The following is a 21,175-nucleotide window of genomic DNA, read 5'->3' as shown; positions in this document are numbered from 1 at the left end:
CAAGATGATCGCGATGCTGTTTCATGCGGAGGACCCTTCATGTCGGCGCTATTCGGGCCGGATTCCCGTTCGCGGCCTTTTCTCGACTCGAGGCCGTCTCCGGAATTGTTGAGCGTCTTCCGCATCTCTCGAGGCTCAGCATGGAACGCGCTAGAAGTTTTGAGAAGAAATAATCAAGATTATTTCCAGATGGTAAAAGCTCACCGTGCGTCTAATCCCAAATAATCCCGCTACTTAGACCTATTGAACTGGCTTCTATGCTAGAAAAGATCCATCGCCTCTTTTGCTGATCTTTCAAGTTGAGGCACGACCTAAACCGCTCTAGGCCGTCGCGGCTCATCATCGGGCCCTATGCGTCACCGAGGAGGCTCGCTTTGGAGACAGCGTTCTACTTCTACACCATCGTCGTGATGCTCGTGTGCGTGGCGTCGGGTTCCGTATCGCTCTCGGCCTATTTCGTTTCCCGGCGCCACTCGTTTCTCTACGCTGCGGCCATGCTGCTGTTCTACTTCCTCGACCTCGCGCTTATCTTTCAATACGAGTACCTGGGCCAGAACGTCGAGTATTCCATCAACCAGTTCTATACCATCGACCATCCGCAGCTGAAGATACTGCTCGCCTTGGGCACTCTCGAGCCCATGTGGCTCATACTGTGCGATTTCGTGAACGAGCGCCGCCGCGTTTTGCGCCTCGCCCCAGCCTTGGCCTTCATAGCGGCAAGCGAAATCGTCGTGCTGTGCCTGCCCGTGGACGAGTTTCGCCAATGGCTCTTCTACACGCTGCGCCAGACGTTTCTCCTGTGGTGCTTGGCTTTCGGGGTCTATCGCTACTGCACGGCCCGCAACGAAGTGGAGAAGGCCCGCTTGCGCCGTCAGGAGCCGCTGTTCCTCGTCACTTTAGTTCTGTGCCTGTGCATTCTCATCGAGGATGTCGTCATGATCCTCGTCTTCGATTCCAGCTTCTTCGCGAACGCCGATATGCTGCCCCTATATATCAGCGAGCGGAACTTCTCTGAGAACATCCTGCTTCTGGCCCTGTCCTTTTTCACCCTGCGCGCCGCTGCCGACACCCTGCGCCTGCGCTTCAAGGAGCCGCCGAGTGCCGATGCGCCCGACACCCAGGAATACGTCGACGAGCTGCTTCCCGCCTTCTGCGAGCGCTATCACCTGACCGCGCGCGAGCGCGTCATCTTGGAAGAAGTGCTGCAAGGCAAGGACAATCAGAACATCGCTAGCTCGCTGCAGCTGGCCCTCGGCACCGTGAAGGCCCACGTGCACAACATCCTGAAGAAAACCGGCACCACTACCCGCCAAGAGCTCGCCCAGCTGTTCTGGAAGGGATAGAGGATAGTAGGCGGACGCGAAACAGCGGCTGGCGCCGTGGGAGGTGCAGGTGTCGGAAGACCGCAGCCGCCCTTATTCCCGCAGCGCCCTAGAATCGAGCCCTTTTGCGGCGCCCTAACTCTTCTTTGAGCATTTGCGCAAGTCCGTCCCGGCCGCTCACGCCAAGCTTGGAGTAAACATTCGATATATGGGTTTTCACCGTGTTGACGGAAATGTACTCCTGCTCGGCGATCTCCTTGTTCGATGCACCCTTCTCGAGCAGCGACAGCAGCACCTCTTCACGCTTGGTCAGCCCGTATTCGCGGGCGATCCAGGGCACAAGGGATTCTGCCAGCTGCTCGTTGCGCATCCGCCGATGATGGGCGAGGAAGACGTAGGCGGCCACGGTGAAGCAGAGCGCCATAACCTCGACGGGCACCTCGCGAGGAGAAGCAAAGTCCCCGCTGCTCTCCTGCCCAAAGCTCACATACGTTGCCGCTTCTCCCAGGGCATATACGAGCACGAGCAAAAGCGAGAAAACCCATCGCCAACGGTTCATACATCGAAATTCCGCCACCAAGCAGCAGGCACCGTACCCTATCACCCACAATGACAGCAGCCTGGCAAAGAGGAACTCGCGCCACAACGCAACCGATTCGACCGATGGAGCGCCGCTCGCCCAGGCCATCATTATGCAAACCGCCCAAAAAAATCCTTCGACAGGAGAAAATCTGCGCGAGAGCAAACTGCCCAGCACGAGCCGGTACAAGAGGATTATAGCCATGTTGAATGTGGTGTAGAGCATGGGGTAGGCGTTTCGCGCATCTTCGAATTGCAACGCGAATTCTGGAACAAACTCGTACATGAACAATAAAACGATATCTATCGCGTACGCAAAGAAGATGAGCGCTGTGAAGATGTATCCCGGTTTGCGCTCGACGTAGTACAGGCTCCCATAGGCGGCTATGGCCAACGCATAGGCGATGCAGCTTGCCACATTGTAGAGAAAGGCGAGGGACACGACTCCTCCTTCATCGGATAGCAAACATTATAGACGGTTTGGCTGCCAAGGCTACCGACTTGCCTGACACTCGATTCAGCTTCTTCGTTATCCCAGTTCAGAAGAGGGGAGGACAAAAAATCATCCCCTAAATAATCTAAAAGCCCTCCCTGATTTCCTTAACAAGAGATTTCCCCGCTCTTAAAGTTAGGTCATCGCAGCACCGAGAAGAGAGCGCTGCGACCGAACTAAGGAGGGTTTTATGAGCATGTCCCGTCTCGATCAGCTTCTCAGCCGCCGCCATTTCGTCATTGGATCAAGTGCGCTTGCGGCCGCCACGCTTTCGGGCGGTCTTTGGGGATGCGCATCAGATGAGCCGCTCGGATCAACCGGCCCATCTGATTCCCCCGAAGAGAACGCCGCCGATCTCGTGCTGTACAACGGCCATGTGCAGACGATGGTATCGGAAAGCGAGGTTGCCTCGGCCATAGCCATCGCGGGCAACAAAATCGTCTATGTGGGCGATGATTCAGGCATCGACGCTTTCGTAGGAGACACCACCCAAGTCATCGACCTCGATGGCAAGTTCGTCTCCCCCGGCTTCATTGACGGCCACATCCACGCCCCTGGCAACTGGTTCACCAAACTCTACCAAATCGATCTAACGGGACTTAGCACCAATGAGGAATACCTCGAGGCAATCCGCTCCTTCGTGGAAGCCCATCCCGACGAAGAAGGCTACATCGGATCGCCCTTCATGCTCAATGCCTACCAGCTTCCCGACGGCTCGAATCCCGGGCCCTCGAAAGAGGATCTAGATGCCATCTGCCCCGATAAGCCCATTCTCATCCATGACGTCTCCTACCACGCCGCTTGGGTCAATTCCAAGGCCTTCGAAATGGCTGGCGTAACCGCCGACACCCCCGACCCAGAAGGCGGCCTGTTCTATCGCAACGAAAAGGGCGAGCCTTCGGGATGCGTCAGCGATGCCGCCAAGGGAATAGTATTCGCCATCATGCCCGACACCATGACCAACGATAATCTGGAACAGGCCATGTACAAATTCATGGAGGAAGCAAACTCCTATGGCATAACCGGCATTACAAATATCACCCAAGGCGGTCTTGATATTATCGATATGTACCACAAGGTGGAGCGCGAGGGCAATTTGACCCTGCGCATGCGCGTCGTCCCCACTATGAAAGAAGGTCGCACCTATGACGAAGTGCTTTCCACCATCAAGTCCTACAACGACTCCGCCACAGACATGATTTCTTCGAATACCGTGAAGATTTTCTACGACGGAGTGACCGAAAGAGGCACCGCCGTCTTCCTGGAACCCTACCTGGAATCAACGGGACTCGGTGATCATTGGTGCGGCGAACCCATCTGGTCTCAGGAAGACTTTACCCGTCTTGTACACGACTTTGATGCAGAAGGCGTTCAGGTGCACGTGCACGCCATGGGCGACGGCGCCGTTCACGGCACCCTTGATGCCTTCGAGGAGGCTCGGGCGACCAATGGGGAGCGCGACGCGCGGCACACGATCACCCACGTATGCGCCATTACCGATGAGGATATCCAGCGCATGGCCGATTTGGATGTAGTGGCGAATCTCCAATTCCTGATGATGTACCACGATGATCTCATGGACCTGGAGCGCGCCTATGTCGGCGACGAGCGCGCCATGGCGATGTACCGAACAAAGCACATGGCCGAGGCAGGCATCTGCATCAGCGGCTCCTCAGACGCCCCCGTCATTCCATTTGTCCCGCTCGATGCGATCGAGGCCGGCGTTACCCGTAACTCGCCCTATCCCGAAGAAGAGGACACCGACATGACCCGCTGGCCCGAACAGGGGCTCACAGCCTACCAGCTGCTCGAGGCCTACACCAAGAACGACGCCTACCAGAACTTCATGGACGATATTATCGGCACCGTTGAAGTGGGCAAGTTCGCCGATCTCGTCGTGCTGGACACCAACATTCTCGAAGCCGATGCCAAGGCCATCTCCGACGCGCGCGTGATCTACACCATCTCCGACGGCCGCATCGTCTACGAGGGGTAGGACCGAGCTAGAAGACGCCAGCTATACGGAACGGCGCGCAAACCCTTGAACACAGGCCCCGCGGCTCTGCGGTCATTAGTCCCGCAGAGCCGCGGGGCCCAACCTATGCGCCCATGCAGCCCTTGCCGGCACTGCGGCAACACGCAAACACGCTGTATCCCGAAAAGGCGTTTCAGCCTCCTGGACTCACCCTTCCTACCCCAGGATGGATGAGAAGCCCGAAGAGCACCTCGCTTTCCAATTTGCTTAAGCACATTTTACTAAAATCTACTTTACTAAAATTGATTTTAGTAATAGCATCTTCCAACAACGAGGCTTCAATGAAGGAGGTGCCCGTGTTCGTAGGACGCAGTCGTGAGTTGGCGACGCTCAATCGCCTGTACGAAACAGGGACATTTCAATTCCCCGTGATTTACGGACGTCGCCGCGTCGGAAAGACAACTCTCATCAACGAGTTCGTCGGCAAGAAACCAGTCGTTTTCTTTACAGCCGTCGAGAACAACGCCCGGATAAATCTTGAGAACCTGAGCCGCGCAGTCGCCCTGTTCGAGCACCCCGACCGCGACCCTTCGCTTGCGCCGCTCTATGCCAGCCTCCAGCAAGCCTTCGAGGCCATATTCGAACGCGCTCGTAGCCAGCGAGTCATCTTCGTCATTGACGAATTCCCCTATTTGGCAAAGGCCGACCCGAGCGTCTCTTCAATCCTGCAAGCTCTCATCGATCGCGCCTCTGCAGATTCGAAGCTGCTTCTCTTGCTGTGCGGGTCTTCGTTGTCGTTCATGAAAGAGCAGGTACTTGGAGAGAAGAGCCCTTTGTACGGGCGGAGAACAGCCCAGATAGAGCTTAAGCCCTTTGATTTTTTCACAGCCATGGAGCTCTTCCCCCAACGCAACCCCATCGAGACAGCCGAAATATACGGCATGGTGGGCGGCGTACCCCTTTATCTTATGCAATTTCAGAATGGTGGAACATTACGCGAGCTCACCGAGGCAGCGCTGCTCGACCCGAACTCAATCCTCTACGAGGAACCGAGCATCTTGCTCATGCAAGAGGTGTCGAAGGCATCGCGATACAACGCGGTCATCGACGCCATCGCAAATGGACGAACCCAGAGCGGGGAGATAGCAACCGCAATTGGCTCCACCACAGCGGAAACCTCGTACTACCTCAAAGAGCTTGAGCGCATTGGCCTGATTACCCGCGAGCAGCCCCTTGGGGGAAAGGGCAAGAGGCCGATCTACAGACTCAGCAACAATCTCTTCCGTTTCTGGTTTCGATTCATCGCACCGCATACTTCCTCGATCCAACGCGGGATGCCAGGACGTGCTTGGCGCTCTATCGAAAAGGCACTTTCCGAATACATGGGACCGGTTTTCGAAGATATCTGCAACCAGTGGCTTTGGCGCCAGATGGCAAGAGACGAGTCGGCCATAGAATTCGATGACCTTGGACGCTGGTGGGGCAATGATCCGCAACGTAAGCAGGAAGCCGAAATTGACATCGTCGGCATAGAGGGCACACACGTGGTGCTCGCCGGAGAATGCAAGTGGCGAAACGAGGACTTTCCCGCCTCGGCCCTGGAGAAGCTTCGCCATCGCACGAACCTTATTGGCAATGCGGACGAGGCGCAGCTTTACGCGTTTTCGAAAACCGGATTCTCGCAAGCATGCCGAGCAGAGGCGAATAGATCGGGGAATGTGCGGCTCGTCTCCTTCAGCGACATGGTCAGCGCTTGAACCGAACGGCCCGCTCGACAGGGCCACACGGAGGGGCCATTGTGAGGGCCCGTCGTAGGGGGGCGGCTTCAGCCGCCCTGCGGACGCGTGGGCCGAGAGCGGGAGGGCTCCTTTTTTGGGAATTCAACCTGAAACGCCAAGGACAGCCTGGCACAATGGGCCGTCCTTGGCGCTCACTCTAATGTGACTCGAGAAATTGAAAAGTCAGAACTCGGTTTATTTTCTTTCTGCCCTCTGTCTAATCCAAAGCAAACCACTCAGCTTCTATGCCGCGTCCTCCTCGGGCCACGGGCTGGCGTACACGGCATAGCTCGCGTACTGAGGAGCACCCACGGCGTAGATGTCGTAGTCGGCCGCCTGACCAGGCTCGGTGTCGACAATCTTGAAGTAACCGCCCTCAATCTTCCCGTCTTGATCAAGCAGCACCACGTCGACGCGCGACTGCGTGGCGCCATCCAGCGACTCGGACGCCGTCACCGTGCCTGTGAACTCCTTGGCGCCGAACTGAGTATCGGTCGCGCCCCCGTCCTGCACAGCGTACACATCAGCCAGCTTCTGGTCCGTGGCCTCCCACGAACCCTCGGGCGTCGTGATGGAGAACTCAACGGTCGCCGGCTTCACCACCTCGGTCGAGTTTGCCGAGGAATCAGCGGTCGACCCCGCCACGTAGGAATAATAGTAAGTGGAATCGGGCAACACACCCGGAGTTTCAATCGTCTCGTCGAAGATGACGTTGCCGCTATCGTCCTTGCCCACGACCTCGATGACCGGATCGATAGCCTCTACGGTTTTGTTGGGGTTCTGCACCTTCACGGCAAAATCGACCATGCCGTTGTCGGCAGCGAACCAGCCGGAATCGACGATTTGCAACTCGGCGGGGTTCGCGGCCTCCTGCTCGGCCGTGGCGGCATCGGCCTCGGCGTCGGCTTGCTCATCGACGGCGGCCTGCCCCGCAGCCGGGCCCTGGGTCTCTTCAGTCTGCACCACCGCCTGCTCCGATCCGGCCGGTGCCGTCTGACTAGTTTGGGCCGCGCACCCCACAAGGCTTACCGCGAACAGACCGGAGAGCGCCACCCAGCCCATGTACTTCAGTTTCATCGTCATCACCATTCCCTTGAAGGTTCTTTTTACGCAAACCATGCAAGTAAATGATTACCCCGCTCGTGTACTAATTTAGAGCGCAGCGCCCTTTCGTAGTCTCTGCGCCACTGCTTTGTTTCAGCTGAAATTCCCACGTCAACGCCAGGAAATCAAGATGCGGAAGGTCATAGTTCACAGAGCATCAACCGAAGTGACCGCCCCTTGAACGCTTCGCTTCAGATCCATGGCAAAACAGGGGGTTGCGGCCCAGAAAACACGAAGGCCCGCGGGAGGGGGGATCCGCGGGCTTCGTGTTGTGGCGACAGCGAGACGAGGAGAAGCTTCGCCACCCAGTAAAACAAGAAGAGAGGAGGTGTTGCAGGGCTTCGTTCCCTCGGCCCTGCGGACAAAAGTTATAATAGGTTAACTGATCCGTTAGCACAAGTGAGTTAACCTAGGTTTACACTTTCTCCATAACTCGTCGGTCCAGATCCGCGGCCGGATCCGCGGGCAGCACCCAGATTCACTGGGCACCCCGACCGCACCTTCTTTGTTTAACGGAACCGTGCACGCTTATTTACGCGATGGTAACTGCAGCACCAAAGGGCTCCCCCAAAAGCCGTCCTTCCCCTATACTGCAGACCAGCGAAACGGAAAAGAGCTGATAAATCTTCTCCTTTCCCCTTTCCTTTCCTTCTTCTCTCTTTTGGAAGCGGGCACCCCTCAACAAGCCTGCTTCCCGAGAACGAGATTTCCCCGATCCGTTCTCGAACCCCTGCAATGAGGCGGCTCCCCAAGCCGCCTCTTCTTTTTGGCACGCAAAGCCTCTCCCGAATTCATGCGCGTGAGAAAAGGGGTGCCCAGATGACACCCCTTTCGCTATCGTCGCCGAACGGCGCGCGTCGGATCACCCTTACCGAGCGCCCGTCTCCGCACAGCCGCTACGGGCGCGCATCCAGAATTTTGAGCGCTTGCTCGTAGCCGCCGGCGCCGTAGCTGAGGCACTTGGAAACCCGGGCGATAGTCGTGGCCGAGGCGCCGGTCTCCGCCTCGATGGCCGCATAGGACTTCCCCGCCGCCAGAAGTCGCGCCACGCCTAACCGTTGGGACGTCTCGCGAATCTCGCGCACCGTGAACAAGTCTTCCAGAAGGGCGAATATAGCGTCGGGATCGTCGAGGGCGGCCAGCACGCTCAGCAGATCGTCGACGTCGGAGGTGCGAATCTCAGCCATTAGACCTCCGTGAGCCAGTCAGCGTATTCGTCGATACGCCCGTAGACCAGGTCGAAGAAACGGTCCTGCAGCGCGCGCGTGATTTCGCCGGGCTTGCCGATGACGCGGCCGTCCACGGATCCCACGGGCGTGAGCTCGGCAGCCGAGCCGGTCATGAACACCTCGTCGGCAATGTAGAGATCGCTGCGGGTGAGGCTTTCCTCAACGGCGGGGATCTCCAAATCGTCAGCCAGGCACAGCACCGTGTCGCGGGTGATGCCCTCGAGAAGTCCGTCGGAAAGCGGCGGCGTGGAAAGCACGCCGTTGCGCACGATGAACAAGTTCTCGCCCGTGCCCTCGCAGACGAGCCCGGCCTCGTTCAGCATGATGGCCTCGGCATAGCCGTGGGCCTTTGCCTCCATCTTCGCGAGGATGGAATTCATATAGGAGGCCGTGGCCTTCACCGCCGGCGGAATGGCGTTGTTCGAGCGCTGACGCCACGAGGAGATGCCCACGGCCACGCCGTTTTCCAGCGCGTCGGCGCCCAGGTAGGCGTCCCAGGGCCACACGGCGATGACGACGTCCACGGGCGCCCCGGTCGGGTCTACCCCCATGACGCCGTAGCCGCGGTATACCAATGGGCGGATATAGCAGGCCGGAAGCCTGTTGGCACGGATGACCTCCAACGTGGCGTCCATCAGCTCGTCGACGCTGTAGGGCAACTCGATCTGGGCAATCTTGCAGCTGCGATGCAGCCGTTCCATATGGTCGCGCAGGCGGAACACGTAGGATTTGTCCTCGTCGGGCACCTTGTAGCAGCGAATGCCCTCGAACACGCCGGAGCCGTAGTGCAGCGAATGCGACAGCACATGGGTCGTCGCCTCCGCCCACGGCACCAGCTCGCCGTTCTTCCAGATGTAATCGACCTCGGTGATGTCGGACAATGGAACCATCCCTTTCTCAGACTAGAAAAGCCCTCGTCGCGTGCGCAACGCGAGCAAGGGCCATTGTACTCCAACACGCTAAAGCGAAAGAGCAGTTCCACGAAGGCGGCAAAACCAGAGTCGTCCCCTCAGGGCCAAAGCGAGTTCGAAGCCGCAGCATGCCACTTTTACGTCGGAATAATTGGCATCCGTGCCACTTTTACGTCGGAATAATTGGTATCCGTGCCACTTTTACGTCGGAATAATTGGTATCCGTGCCACTTTTCAGATGGAATATTGCTCTGAAACATATTATCATGGCATTCGAACCGATGACTGGCGTTGGCAGAAAGGAGCTTGCCGTGGAGCGATTCGCCATAAAAGACCTCATTGCCTGGAAGAACTCCCCTCGCCGACGACCGCTGCTCGTGCAGGGAGCACGACAGGTGGGCAAGACGTGGCTCATCAGGGAGTTCGGGCAGACCCACTTCGCCGCAGTGGCTTACGTGAACTTCCTCGAAGATGAGGCCATGGCGCGTCAGTTCGAAGGTGAGTTAGCTCCGGCGAGGCTGCTCGACGCCGTCACCTTGTACACCGGCGTTAACGCCAAAGACCCGAACACTCTCGTAGTGTTCGACGAGATTCAAGAATGCCCTCGGGCCCTTACCTCCCTCAAATCGTTCGCCGAGCGCAGCCCTGAAACCGCCCTCGTCGCTGCCGGGTCGCTTTTGGGCGTCGCCCTTCACCGGGGCGTCTCCTTCCCTGTCGGGAAAGTCGACCACCTGCTCATCTACCCCTTGTCCTTTGGCGAATTTCTCCTCGCAACCGGCAACAATCTCATGCTGGATACCCTGCGACGAGGAGATCTCGCGTTGGCCGATTCCCTTTCGGAGCGTTACATAGAGCAGCTGCGCAATTACTACTTCGTCGGCGGCATGCCAGAAGTGGTTCAAACGTTTTTGGATACGGGCAGCTTCAGCGAAACGCGAAAGCAGCAGAATCGGCTGCTCTTCGACTACGAGCACGACTTTTCCAAATACGCCGACGCTGCCCTCGCCGAGAAAATACGGCTCGTGTGGAACTCGGCTCCCGGACAGCTCGCCCGCGAGAACAAGAAGTTCGTCTACTCAGCTGTGCGCACGGGCGCCCGCGCACGCGGCTACGAAGAGGCCATCCAGTGGCTCGTGGACGCAGGACTGCTTCTGCGCGTCAACCGCATCACGAAGCCGGGACTGCCCCTCTCCGCCTACGAGGATCGAGACGCTTTCAAGATATACCTGCTCGACGTGGGACTCCTCGGCGCGGCAAGCCGTCTCGATGCCTCGGTTCTCGTTGACGGCCATGAGCTGTTTTCCGAGTTCAAGGGGGCCCTCACGGAAAACTACGTGTGCCAGGAGCTCGTTGCCACAGGCAAGGTGGTTCCTTACTACTGGTCGGCCGAGAACTCCTCCGGCGAGGTCGATTTCGTGTACGATTACGGCCGCTCCATCGTGGCCGTCGAGGCGAAGGCCACCACGAACCTGAAGGCGAAGAGCCTTCGCTTGTTCGTGGAGCGTAACCACCTCGGCCGGGGCCTGCGCCTGTCGCTGTCGCCCTTCAAAGAGCAGGACTGGGTAGTGAACCTGCCCCTATACGCAGCAGGGCTGCTGCCCGAGTGGTTCGCACAGATGCGGAAGGGTGCGATCTAGAATCAATCCGCACACCTATACAGGCTCTCGCAATAAGGGGAAGGCGGGCCCCAATCGAGTCCGCCTTCCCAACGTCAGTACTTTCACAAAGTGAGAAACTTGCTTAGGCTTGCTGTGCGCTGAGCGATTCCAACGCGTCATCGATCATGGCCTCGGCTCGGGCCAGATAATCCATCGATCCATCGAAATTGTGAGCCGCTGTACGTCCTTGTCCATCAGAGCCCGCAAGCGGATTCGTGGTAAGGTTCTTATTGGCAAACGTAGTGATGAACGATTGCGCGCCCCACTCGATATAGGTGGTGGCGCGACTGTAGGCCTCTCGCGCCCCATCGAGCACGTCTTTGTTTGCAGAGCCCGAATTCACTGCTGAGAGAATCTGATCGTAAAGATTGTTCAGCTTGGTCTGCACCACGCCCTGCTTGTTCGCCAGTTCGGTTTGCTTCGCACGCAGGAAGTAAAGCATGTCCTTGGGCGTCTTTACCCCGTTTTGAGTCTCATGGCAATCGAGACATTTCTCAAGGGCAAGATTATTCTCCGAGATCACTCCCGACGCATTGTGACTCGTGTATGGCTTCCCGTCCTCAGAAGTCATGGAGACCATATGGCAATCTGAGCAGTCGAGCCCCATGGCCTCATGCTGGCTGCCGCTGTACATCTCAACGGTCGGATGGTTGGCGCGGTAGAGGACGATACCGGTCGCTTCGTCCTCGAGTTTGGTTCCGCCGATCTCAGAAGTGAACTGGAGGAATCCGTCGGGCGTAATGCCGTACTTATATGGATTCGTGTTCTTTATATCCAAGCCTTCCACATCTTTGATTGCCGCGAGCACGTTGTGGCACTGCCCGCACGCCGCAACATTGTCGGAGACCTTCGCCTTCAAGTCCGCGCCCAACTCGTTGAAATAGACGATCTGCGAAGAAACGGGGCCGTCCGAACCGCCTTCATGGCACGTCTCGCACGTCCACATGTCCTGAGCCTTCTCCTGCAATTCGGGACTCAAATCGCTCATGCGAGGATGGTTGCCCTCTGCATCGGTCTTGAACAAATCATCGCCAAGTTCATCGTACGCATCGTTGAAGAGGTTGGATTTGCACGCGATGCACAGCACGTTGTGATCTCCCGTACCGTCGTTTTCCCACGACATGTACTCTTCGATATAGGCATGGCTGCGGCCCTGCTCCGTGTGGTCGATGGACGCCCAAATCTCCGGGTATTGCGCCGCGATGTCGTTGTTGACCACGTGCCTGATTCCGTCTTTCTCATCAACGGTAAGGCCCTCGGGCGCACTCGAGCCCGTATCGGCCGCAGGGACAGAAGTTGTGCCCTGCGGGGCACAGGCGAACATGACGCCAGCGATGAGCGTCATGGCGGCTGCGACGCCGAAGCCGGCCGCAATCCTTCTCTTCTCCATGATTCCTCTCCTTCCATAGGTGCGGGCCCTCCTCGCAGGCCTCGCCTTCTTACCCTGAATCATAGAAAGAGGGCGCCGGCGATGCCATAAAGAGCGCTTTGCCGTTTTATTGCGAAAGTATTGCGGGGTGCCCTCACGCCTCGAAGGAGTATCCCACGCCCCAGACGGTCTTCAGGTAGGCGGGCTTGGCGGGGTTCTCCTCGATCTTCTCGCGAATTTTCCGCACGTAGACGGCGATGGAGATGGCGCCGTCCAGGTACTCCTCGCCCCATAGCTCCTCGATGAGCTCGTCTTTGCCCATGACGGCGCCGGGATGGCTCGCCAGATGGTGCAGCAGCTGGAACTCCTTGGGTGTGAGCACCACCGGCTCGCCGCCCTTCAGTACCTCGTGGCGCACCTCGTCGAAGGTGAAGGGGCCGAGGGCGAACCGTTCCGGGCGCTCCGGCGCGGCGGCTTCTCCATCCCGCCGGCTGCGGCGGCTGCGGCGCACCAGGGCCTCGATGCGCATGACCAGCTCCTCCTCGTTGAAGGGCTTTACCAGGTAGTCGTCACCCCCGAAGGAGAACCCGATGCGCTTGTCGATAATGCCATCGCGGGCCGACAGGAATAGCACGGGCACGTTCTCGTCCACTTCCCGGATGCGGCGGCACACCTCGAAGCCGTCCACTTTCGGCATCATCACGTCGAGCACCACCACGTCAGGCCATTCCCGCTGGAACAACGCGCAGGCCTCCTCGCCGCCCGCAGCGGTGCGGCAATCCCAGCCGGCCTCTTCGCAGACCGTCTGCACGAGACGCCGCATGCTGGCGTCGTCATCCACCATCAGCACTTTCACGGTCATAACTCCTCCATTACCTGGCAAGGAATGCTCGCGCGGAACACGCTGCCGACGCCCACTTCGCTCTGCACGGTGGCGCGGCCGCCGAGCAGTTCGGCCATCTCCTTCACGAGCGCAAGTCCCAAGCCGCTGCCGCCGTAGCGCCGCGAGATGGACGAGTCCGCCTGGCGGAAGCGTTCGAAAATGGTGGCGAGCTCGTCCTCGGGAATGCCAATACCGGTGTCGGCCACCTCGATGAGCAGGCCATCGCGGGCGGCCGTGAGCGCCACGGTCAGGCGCACCGAGCCGCCTTCGCCCGTGAACTTCACGGCGTTGGACAGCAGGTTCATCAGTATCTTGTGTAGGATGGACGGGTCGGTGAGCACCAAGGGGAAGCGCGGGTCGATGTCCGCGGTGAAGGCCACGCCCTTCTCGGCGGCCAAGGGCGCCACCGTCGCCTCCACGGCGTTCACCACGTCGAGCACATCGAGCGGCGCGATGTCCACCCGGTAGCGTCCGGCCTCTAGGCTCGCGGCATCCAGGGTGTTGTTGATGGTGCCGAGCAGCGAGGCGCTGTGGCGGCGAATCTCCCCCATGAGCGCTCGGTCGGCCTCGCTCGCGTCGGCGGCATCGCGCTCCCATACGTCAACGAGCGCGATGGTGGAGGCCAGAGGCGTGCGCAGCTCGTGGCTCATGGTGGCGAGGAAGGTGGACTTGTACTCGCTTTCGCGGCGCAGCGCCTCGTTCACGCGGGCCAGGTACTCGTTGGTCTCTTCCAACTTCCCGTTCATGGCCTGAATTTGGCGGCCCTGGCGCGAAAGCACCACGTTCACAGTGACAGCGCACAGCACAATGACCGCGGCGAGCACCACGAACAGGCCCACGTTGGCGGCCGTGCGCTCGGCCGCCTCGGTCTCGTAGAGCTCCATGGGAATGGCCAGGCTCACAGCGCCGGCCAAATCGCCCAGCTGGTAGCCCTCGCGGGGAAAGCCGGTCTCGTCCAACTCGCCGGCAGGCTCGCCATGGCAGGTGAGGCAGCCGTGCTTGACGGGGATGGCCTTGCAGTAGCGGAAGGTGGAGGCGCCATCCATGGTGGTGACGGCGTAGTACTCCTCGGCCCCGTCGCGAAAGGCCGCAAGCGCCGCCGCCTCGAACTCATCGGGAGCGTCGGGGCCGGTGCGCGGGTTCTCGCGAGTGTAGCGCACCACGCAGTCGGTGCTCTGGGTGAAGTTGCGGGCGATGGATTTGCCCGCCACGGAGCAGTAGACGCCCTTGAAGTCATAGCGGCCGTCGGCGTTGTAGTTGATGGCGTCCTGGGACGAGTCGATGTAGTCCCAGGCGGCACTCATCTGTTGGGCGAGCAGCCGCGCCTCGCCGAGCACCTTCGCCTCGCTGGCCTCCCGCTGGTCGGCGGCACTCCACAGCGACCACACGCCCACGACGGCGAACAGCACTGCCACCAGGGCAGCCGTGAGCCACCAGGAATACCGAGGTCGCTTCACCACAACCGCCTCCTTCGCCTTCGCCGCCCTCGCTGCCGCGGGCCTTATGCGCCCACGTCATGTTCAGCTTTCAGGATACCGCAAAAACGGGTGGGGGAAATATTGTCCTTTTATTGCGGGAGGGTGCAACGCGGCAGCTGTGGGCAACCCGCCCGCCCTCTGTTCCGCTATACTATCGGTACGAGCTGCACGGTCATTCGTCACAAAGGAGGCCCCATGCTTCTCTATCATGGCTCACGCCACGGTATTGACGGCCCCATTGCGCCTCTTAGCCGGGATCGATGTGATTTCGGACGGGGTTTCTACCTGGGCACCGAACCCCTGCAGCCGCTCACCCTTATCTGCGACTTCCCCGATGCGCGCTTTTACACCGTGGAACTTGATCTCGACGGCCTCGATGTGCGCGAGCTTTCCGCTGACGCAACCTGGGCCCTCGTCGTCGCCTATCATCGCGGCAAGATGGAGCAGGCCCGCGGCACCGCCCTCTATGCAGAGACAGCCGCCGTGCTTGAGGGTGCAGATGTTGCCATTGGGCCCATTGCCAACGACCGCATGTTCGTCGTCCTCGACCGCTTCTTCAACGGGGACATCACTGATGTCGCCCTTATAAAAAGTCTTTCCGCGCTGCAGCTGGGCAACCAAGTAGTGGCGCTCACCCAAGCCGCATGCGATGCCGTTCGCATCGTGGATGAGCGTAGCCTCAGCGAGGACGAGCGGACCGAGCTGATTGCCACGAGCGAGGCGAACCGGGCCGAGGGAGTGGCTTTGGCTGAGCGCATCTGTCGCGAGCACCGCCGCGAGGGACACTTCTTCGACGAGATACTGGAAGCCGGTGTTCCCCTTGGCTGACCTGCGATTAGACCAACGACAACTGTGCGACATCCAGGGACGTCTCTTCGAACTGGCCCGCGCGCGCGGCTACGATTGCCCCACCTTCATCGAGGCCTTCATGAACAGCGACGTGGCGCGACGTATGGATGGGGTCTTCGACTTCCTGCAGTGGGCCGGGGAGGAATACCTGTTGGAAGAGCTTGACGACGAAGTGGGCGGCCTGCCCCGTGCCGGAGCTTCCTGGGGCCGGGAACCCATGTACTGGACCGGCTACCTGTACCGTTTGTGGCACTATCTCACCGGCGAGACGAGTCGCGCCATCTACGCCGCCGCCGATGCCGACACCATGGGCGGCGCCTACCTCGGCATGCACGTGCTCGATCCCGAACTGGCCATCGAGAACCTGAAAGAGCTGGCGGCGCAGCGCCCGTAACGGCTTTGAGAGAGTCCGTCATGCCGGCTTCCGACGAACGCCGACGTTAGCCTTACCCCGCATCAGCATTGTTGCGCCTCCACTTCCACAGCTGTCGACAGGCCCAGCAGGCGAGAAGCGAGCCCAGGACGCAGACGAGAGCGGCGAGCAGCCAGGCGCCTCCATAGCCAAGGGCGCTTTGAGCCTCCCCCACCGCACCTTGGATGCCCGACATTGTGCCCACCGAGACAAACGGTCCGATAGAAGCAGCAATTTGGACGGCCATCGTCATTATGGTGACGCCCAGGGAGTGCTGGTTCAGCGCCAGGCACCGCAGCCCTGTAGTCTGGAAATTGGCGCACACCGTGCCGCAGCCGACAAACACCACCAACATCCCCGCCAGCAGTGTGATCTCGCTTGCCATCCAGGCGGCTACGGCCATCAGCACCGATCCAGCAGCCGCCACGGCCAAGCCTCGAGAAAGCAAGGGGGCGGGACCTCGGCGGTCGAGACGGCGACCGCCGGCAAGCGACGCGACAGCATAGGCCACCACGAGCGGGCCCAGGCACAGCCCCGAGAGGGCCGGGCCGAGGTGGGCGCATTCTTCCAGATACAGCGGGCCCATGACGTTAAGGGAAAAGTAAATGCTCATGGTGAGCACCACGAGCAGGGCCGCGGCGACAAAACCGCGGTTGAGCAGCACCCCGCGAAGAGAGACGAAGTTCCCTTGGACGTCGCCGCGTCTCGAGGGCCTGACGGCGACAAGGCCCCACAGGCCTATAAGCGCCGAAGCCACCAGGGGAACCACGAACACGCTATGCCAGCCAAAGGCACCGACGAGGGCACCAGTGGCCACAGGCGCCACGGCGGGGCCCAAGGCGATCATGCCGTTGCCCACGGCGAGATAGGTGCCCAATTTCTCCGATGCCACCGTTTCCAATATGGCGTTCATCATAAGGGGGATGAAAATGCCCGTGCCCACGGCCTGCACGAGCCGCGACGCAAACAGCACCGCAAAGGTAGGGGCCACCAGACCGCCCATCGATCCGAGCGCGTTGCACGCCAGAGCGACGAACAGTAACGTCCGCGGGCCGAGCCGTCGATACAGGGCCGCCATGGCCGCCACAACGAACACCGTGACTACCATGAACCCCGTCACAAGCCACTGCGCCGTCATGGCATCCACGGAAAACTCGCCCATGATGGCAACAAGCGCCATGTTCACCAGGTTCTCGTTAAAGCCGGCGATAAAACCGCCCGCAAAAAAACCTATGAGACGACCCGCGGCATTTCGCGCGCTCATGAAAGAACCAACCGCCTCACGCCTGCCCCTTCTCGTTCGATCCGTTCTCGGCCCGCTCGAAATCGCGGGCCAGATCATCATAGCTTTCCCGCGGTACAGGGGGAACCTTTTCGGCCCCCGCATCGGCGGAACGGCCCGGTAGCACGAGGTTCAGCACAATGCCCAGCAGCGCCGCCACGGCCAGCCCCGGCACGGAGTACTCACCGACGGGAATGCTCACGCCCATCGACTGCATGCCGATAGCCGCGATAGCCGGACCGCCGAAAATGATGAGATTGCGGGAGTCGGTCATGTCGACGGCGTGCTCTACAAGCATCTTCAGGGCATTGCAGGCAATCAGCCCGAATATCACGATGGACACCCCGCCGATAACCGGATCGGGAATAGTGCCCACCAACGCTCCCAACTTGGGGCAGAATCCGCCGACGATGAACGCTGCGACAGCAGCATACCAGAACACTTGGGTCGAATAGACGCGCGTCACGTTGAGCACGCCGATGTTCTCAGCGAAGGTCGTCGCCGGGGGTGCCCCCAGAAGGCCGGCGACAGTGGTGGCCAGGCCGTCCCCCAAAAGCGAGCGCCACAGAATGGGATTGTAATTCCTGTGGGTCATCTCGCCGATGACAAACAGATGCCCGATATGCTCGATCACCACGATAATCGCGATAGGGCTCACCAGCACAATGGCCGTCACATCGACGACGGGCAACGTGAACTCGGGCAAGCCGATCCAAGCCGCCTCAGCCACAGGGGTGAAGTCCACCATACCGAAAGCACATGAAAGGCCATAGGCCACTGCGGCCCCGACCAACACGGGGATGGTATTCAGCACCCGCTTCCCGAAGCACGTGCACAGCACGACCACGAAGAAGGCCACCCCCGCCACAACGAGCGTCTGCCACAGCGTCTCGCCCTCGGGCACGGTGAGCGCCTCCGAAACCGCCGTAGTAGCCAGGCCGCAGCCAATAACGAAGATGATCTCGGCCATGACCACCGTGGGAATGAGCCGATCGATCCAGCGCGTTCCCGTCTTGCGCACCACCAGAGCGCACACGACGAACACCAGGCCGGCCCCCACAATGGCCGAGCCGACCCCGGCCACTCCCGCCGTAGCGCTCGCAATAACCACTGGCCCCACGAAACTGAAGGAAGGTCCCAGGTAGCTCGGAATTTTCCCCTTCGTTGCCACGAGGTACAACGCCGTTCCGATACCCGAGCACATCACAGATACCGACGGCGAAAATCCCATGAGCATGGGCACGAGCACCGTTGCTCCGAACATTGAGAGGAAATGCTGTAGGCCCAGAGGCAGCGCCTGGTACCAGGGAAGCCTTTCCTCGACATCTACCACTCTCTTGCCCATGATGGACACCCCTTGTCAACGGCGCGGTGCCGAGCGAGCGCACAACTCTCTCGGCACCGCGACCCCTTGCTTGAACGGATGGGAAACCACAGCGCCTTAGGGCTCGACCAACTCGTCGTAGACCTGGACCTTACCGGCGCCCTCGGCCGCCGTCGTCGCCGTCACCGGCTTCTCGCCCTGAGACTCCTTGGGCAAGACGAGGTTCAGGATCACAGCCAGCACCGCAGCCAGCAGCAGGCCGGGAACATTGAAGGAACCCAGGGGGATGGACACGCCGGTGGTCATCATGCCGATGCCCACGATGAGCGAGGCGGCAGCGATCATGAGATTGCGATTCTCATTGAAATCCACTTTGGCATCCACAAGCAGCGACAGACCGTTGCCGGAGATGAGTCCGAACAGCAGGAACGACACGCCGCCCAGCACGCAGTTGGGAATGGAGTAGAACAGCATGGCCAGCTTCGGGCAAAAACCGCCGATGATCATGGCGAAAGCGGCCGTCCACCAGAAGATACGGGTGGAATAGCACTTCGACAGACCCATAACGCCGATGTTCTCGGCGATGGAGGTCAAAGCCGGGCCGCCCAGGAAGCCGGAAGCCACCGTGCCAAGGCCGTTGCCGAGCAGCGAAGAGGAGAGGTACTTGTTGCAGTCCTCGCCGGAAAGATTGGTCACCGTCATCAGGTGGCCGATATGCTCGACTACGAGCACCAACGCAATGGGAGCGATAACGAGCAGGGCATTCACGCTAAACGTGGGCAGCGTCACTTCGGGAAGGCCGATCCAAGCCGCCTCGTTGATAGCGGTAAAGTCCACCATACCCAGGGGAATGGCCACGATATAACCTACCACGATGCCGATGAGCACGGGCACCATCTTAAGGAAGCCGCGACCCCAGGAAGATGCCGCCACGGCCGCGAGGAACGTGATGAATCCGACAATGCAGCCCATCGTGTCGAAGGTCTCCGACGCACCGCCGTCGAACATCACGGAGTTGACCGCCGTGGCCGACAGGCCCACGCCGATGACCACGATGATGCAGCCGGTCACTACCGGCGGCAGCACCTTGTCAATCCAGCCGGTGCCGGTAAGCTTCACAATGCCCGCCACCACGCAGAGCGCCACACCGACGGCCACAATACCGCAGAGCGCGCCCGAAATGCCATCGACGGCCGTCACCACGGCCATGGGCGTGATGAAGCTGAACGACACGCCGAAGTAGCTCGGCACCTTGTTGCGCGTGCAAATAAGATAGATGATGGTGCCAAGGCCGGTGCAGAACACCGCCAGCGCCGGATTGAGTCCCATGATCATGGCGGGCACAATAGCGCCACCGCCCACGAAGGCCATCAGGTGCTGCAACGAGTACACAATGGCCTTCCCCATGGGGACCTTATCCCCAATGGCGTAACCTCCGTCTTGTCTCATAACGAAACCTCCTTTTCTTTCCCGCCGTGCTTTCCTGCACGGCGCTTCAACCATTTGACGAACCCGAATGCCAACGATGGTGCCGGCGCGGATCGATTCACGGACGCCCCGGCAAAGACACCAGGATCCTAAAGAGACAGCGCCTTCTCGGGGCACACCGCCACGCAGGCACCGCAGGCGGTGCAAGCGTTCTGGGGCTCATGCTTCCTATTCGCCACCGGATCTACCGCTTCGGGGCACACAGCCGTGCACCGGTCGCAGGTCATGCCCTTCACGCGCAGGCAACGATGACGATTAAGCTGCGGATAGACGCCCTCTTTGTCGACAGGGACGGCATTGGCCAGTTCCCAGCGGGCAAGATCGAACGAGCGGTCCTTTGCCTTCTCATCTTTCACCAGATCGCGAAGCACCTTGGCATCCAGGGCGAAGAAGGCACCGGCCGCCTCCAGAAGCCCGCGGTAGAACCGCTCGTCCACCAAGCGCGCCGCCAGAGCGGAGAACTCCGGGTACCAATTCAGGATATGGTGCTTGAGGAACGCCTGGGAAAGCAGGAGATTCTCACGCAGGGCCGTCATATCGGACGCGGCGCGCGCCTCAACGGCACGATCGGCCAACGTCGCCATGAACTCGCACATAAAGGCCAGGTGATCCTCGGGAAGATCGATGCCTTCCGCCAGCTTGAGCGCCTGCTTCTTGTAGATGTTGTACACCTTGCCCCGCGCTGTGCCCATGTAATGCTGCGTTGCGTCCACAAAGGCGCTCTCGTAGGGCAGGGCGTAACGGCCGGCTTCATCGCGCATACCCAGAAACGCCGCCGTGAAATCGCGTCCCAAGAAGGCGCGCGTGCCCGTGTGGCGCTTCTCCAGATAACGCTCCATGACGTGCATGCCGTGATCGAACGCGGCGTCCTCGCTCTTCAGGGAGCCGATCTGGGCCGCTGCAAGCGCCTCAATGTCATCTTGGGAGAGCGGCGCCCTGAAAAGACGGCCGAAAAGGCGGTACAACTTCGCACGGTTCGCCTGCACCAGGGAGAACTCGTCGGGGGTCATCATGGTTTCCCCACCTTTCTTTGACAGGGCG

At 60.0% G+C, this 21,175-nt stretch carries 17 protein-coding genes; 6 read left to right on the top strand and 11 right to left on the bottom strand.

The annotated features are described in order from the left end of the window. Window positions 1-374 precede the first annotated feature (374 nt). Entirely contained in the window at window positions 375-1,343 is a 969-nt protein-coding gene (locus tag GO707_RS09840; RefSeq protein ID WP_157012937.1) for a helix-turn-helix transcriptional regulator, read from the top strand. 88 nt (window positions 1,344-1,431) lie between these two features. On the opposite strand, the gene GO707_RS12780 is transcribed toward GO707_RS09840, so the two are convergent. Further along, a complete protein-coding gene (locus GO707_RS12780; protein ID WP_288219429.1) occupies window positions 1,432-2,343 on the bottom strand; it encodes a helix-turn-helix transcriptional regulator in 912 nt (303 codons plus the stop codon). Between the two features lie 241 nt (window positions 2,344-2,584). Here GO707_RS12780 and GO707_RS09830 point away from each other — a divergent pair, with 241 nt between their 5' ends. Then, window positions 2,585-4,390 carry an amidohydrolase gene (locus tag GO707_RS09830; protein ID WP_157012936.1) on the top strand — a complete coding sequence of 602 codons (1,806 nt, stop codon included), beginning with the start codon at window positions 2,585-2,587 and terminating at the stop codon, window positions 4,388-4,390. 335 nt (window positions 4,391-4,725) lie between these two features. Then, window positions 4,726-6,126 (top strand): ATP-binding protein, encoded by a 1,401-nt coding sequence (locus GO707_RS09825; RefSeq protein ID WP_198161076.1) that lies wholly within the window; start codon window positions 4,726-4,728, stop codon window positions 6,124-6,126. Between the two features lie 264 nt (window positions 6,127-6,390). Here GO707_RS09825 and GO707_RS09820 read toward each other — a convergent pair whose 3' ends face one another. The 3 genes from GO707_RS09820 to GO707_RS09810 form a co-directional block, all read right to left on the bottom strand. Continuing rightward, complete coding sequence (locus GO707_RS09820; RefSeq protein WP_157012934.1) at window positions 6,391-7,230, bottom strand: hypothetical protein; 840 nt, start codon at window positions 7,228-7,230, stop codon at window positions 6,391-6,393. 917 nt (window positions 7,231-8,147) lie between these two features. Then, a complete protein-coding gene (locus tag GO707_RS09815; RefSeq protein WP_157012933.1) occupies window positions 8,148-8,438 on the bottom strand; it encodes a YerC/YecD family TrpR-related protein in 291 nt (96 codons plus the stop codon). Further along, window positions 8,438-9,370, bottom strand: coding sequence for a branched-chain amino acid transaminase (locus GO707_RS09810; RefSeq protein WP_227070785.1), 933 nt, complete (start codon window positions 9,368-9,370; stop codon window positions 8,438-8,440). Before GO707_RS09810 ends, GO707_RS09815 begins: the two co-directional genes overlap by 1 nt. 332 nt (window positions 9,371-9,702) lie before the next feature. On the opposite strand from GO707_RS09810, the gene GO707_RS09805 reads away from it, so the two are divergent. Beyond that, window positions 9,703-11,028 (top strand): ATP-binding protein, encoded by a 1,326-nt coding sequence (locus tag GO707_RS09805; RefSeq protein WP_335878782.1) that lies wholly within the window; start codon window positions 9,703-9,705, stop codon window positions 11,026-11,028. A 103-nt stretch (window positions 11,029-11,131) separates the two neighbouring features. Here GO707_RS09805 and GO707_RS09800 read toward each other — a convergent pair whose 3' ends face one another. The 3 genes from GO707_RS09800 to GO707_RS09790 form a co-directional block, all read right to left on the bottom strand. Continuing rightward, the gene (locus GO707_RS09800) at window positions 11,132-12,439 is read right to left on the bottom strand and encodes an ammonia-forming cytochrome c nitrite reductase subunit c552 (RefSeq protein ID WP_198161075.1); all 1,308 of its coding nucleotides are present in this window, start codon (window positions 12,437-12,439) and stop codon (window positions 11,132-11,134) included. Between the two features lie 133 nt (window positions 12,440-12,572). Then, window positions 12,573-13,280, bottom strand: a complete 708-nt coding sequence (locus GO707_RS09795; protein WP_157012930.1) for a response regulator transcription factor — start codon at window positions 13,278-13,280, stop codon at window positions 12,573-12,575. Next, window positions 13,277-14,761, bottom strand: coding sequence for an ATP-binding protein (locus GO707_RS09790; RefSeq protein ID WP_157012929.1), 1,485 nt, complete (start codon window positions 14,759-14,761; stop codon window positions 13,277-13,279). Before GO707_RS09790 ends, GO707_RS09795 begins: the two co-directional genes overlap by 4 nt. A 213-nt stretch (window positions 14,762-14,974) precedes the next feature. Here GO707_RS09790 and GO707_RS09785 point away from each other — a divergent pair, with 213 nt between their 5' ends. Then, on the top strand, window positions 14,975-15,607 hold the full coding sequence (locus GO707_RS09785) for a DUF3990 domain-containing protein (protein ID WP_114540341.1): 633 nt from the start codon (window positions 14,975-14,977) through the stop codon (window positions 15,605-15,607). Then, complete coding sequence (locus tag GO707_RS09780) at window positions 15,600-16,022, top strand: hypothetical protein (RefSeq protein ID WP_157012928.1); 423 nt, start codon at window positions 15,600-15,602, stop codon at window positions 16,020-16,022. The genes GO707_RS09785 and GO707_RS09780 overlap by 8 nt, the downstream gene beginning before the upstream one ends. Window positions 16,023-16,074: 52 nt before the next feature. Here the strand turns inward: GO707_RS09780 and GO707_RS09775 are convergent, their stop codons facing one another. The 4 genes from GO707_RS09775 to GO707_RS09760 all read right to left on the bottom strand — a co-directional run bounded on the left by GO707_RS09775 (window position 16,075) and on the right by GO707_RS09760 (window position 21,147). Then, window positions 16,075-17,304: an MFS transporter gene (locus tag GO707_RS09775; RefSeq protein ID WP_198161074.1), complete on the bottom strand. Its 1,230-nt coding sequence runs from the start codon at window positions 17,302-17,304 to the stop codon at window positions 16,075-16,077. 16 nt (window positions 17,305-17,320) lie between these two features. Then, window positions 17,321-18,667 (bottom strand): uracil-xanthine permease family protein, encoded by a 1,347-nt coding sequence (locus GO707_RS09770; protein ID WP_157012926.1) that lies wholly within the window; start codon window positions 18,665-18,667, stop codon window positions 17,321-17,323. Between the two features lie 96 nt (window positions 18,668-18,763). Continuing rightward, window positions 18,764-20,095, bottom strand: coding sequence for a uracil-xanthine permease family protein (locus GO707_RS09765; protein WP_157012925.1), 1,332 nt, complete (start codon window positions 20,093-20,095; stop codon window positions 18,764-18,766). 128 nt (window positions 20,096-20,223) lie between these two features. Next, entirely contained in the window at window positions 20,224-21,147 is a 924-nt protein-coding gene (locus GO707_RS09760) for a molecular chaperone TorD family protein (RefSeq protein WP_157012924.1), read from the bottom strand. Between the last annotated feature and the right edge of the window lie 28 nt (window positions 21,148-21,175).

The organism is Adlercreutzia rubneri (genome assembly GCF_009755265.1).
Taxonomy (GTDB): domain Bacteria; phylum Actinomycetota; class Coriobacteriia; order Coriobacteriales; family Eggerthellaceae; genus Adlercreutzia; species Adlercreutzia rubneri.
Note: the sequence above shows the minus strand (reverse complement) of the source record. Positions and strands in the feature narration are given on the sequence as shown.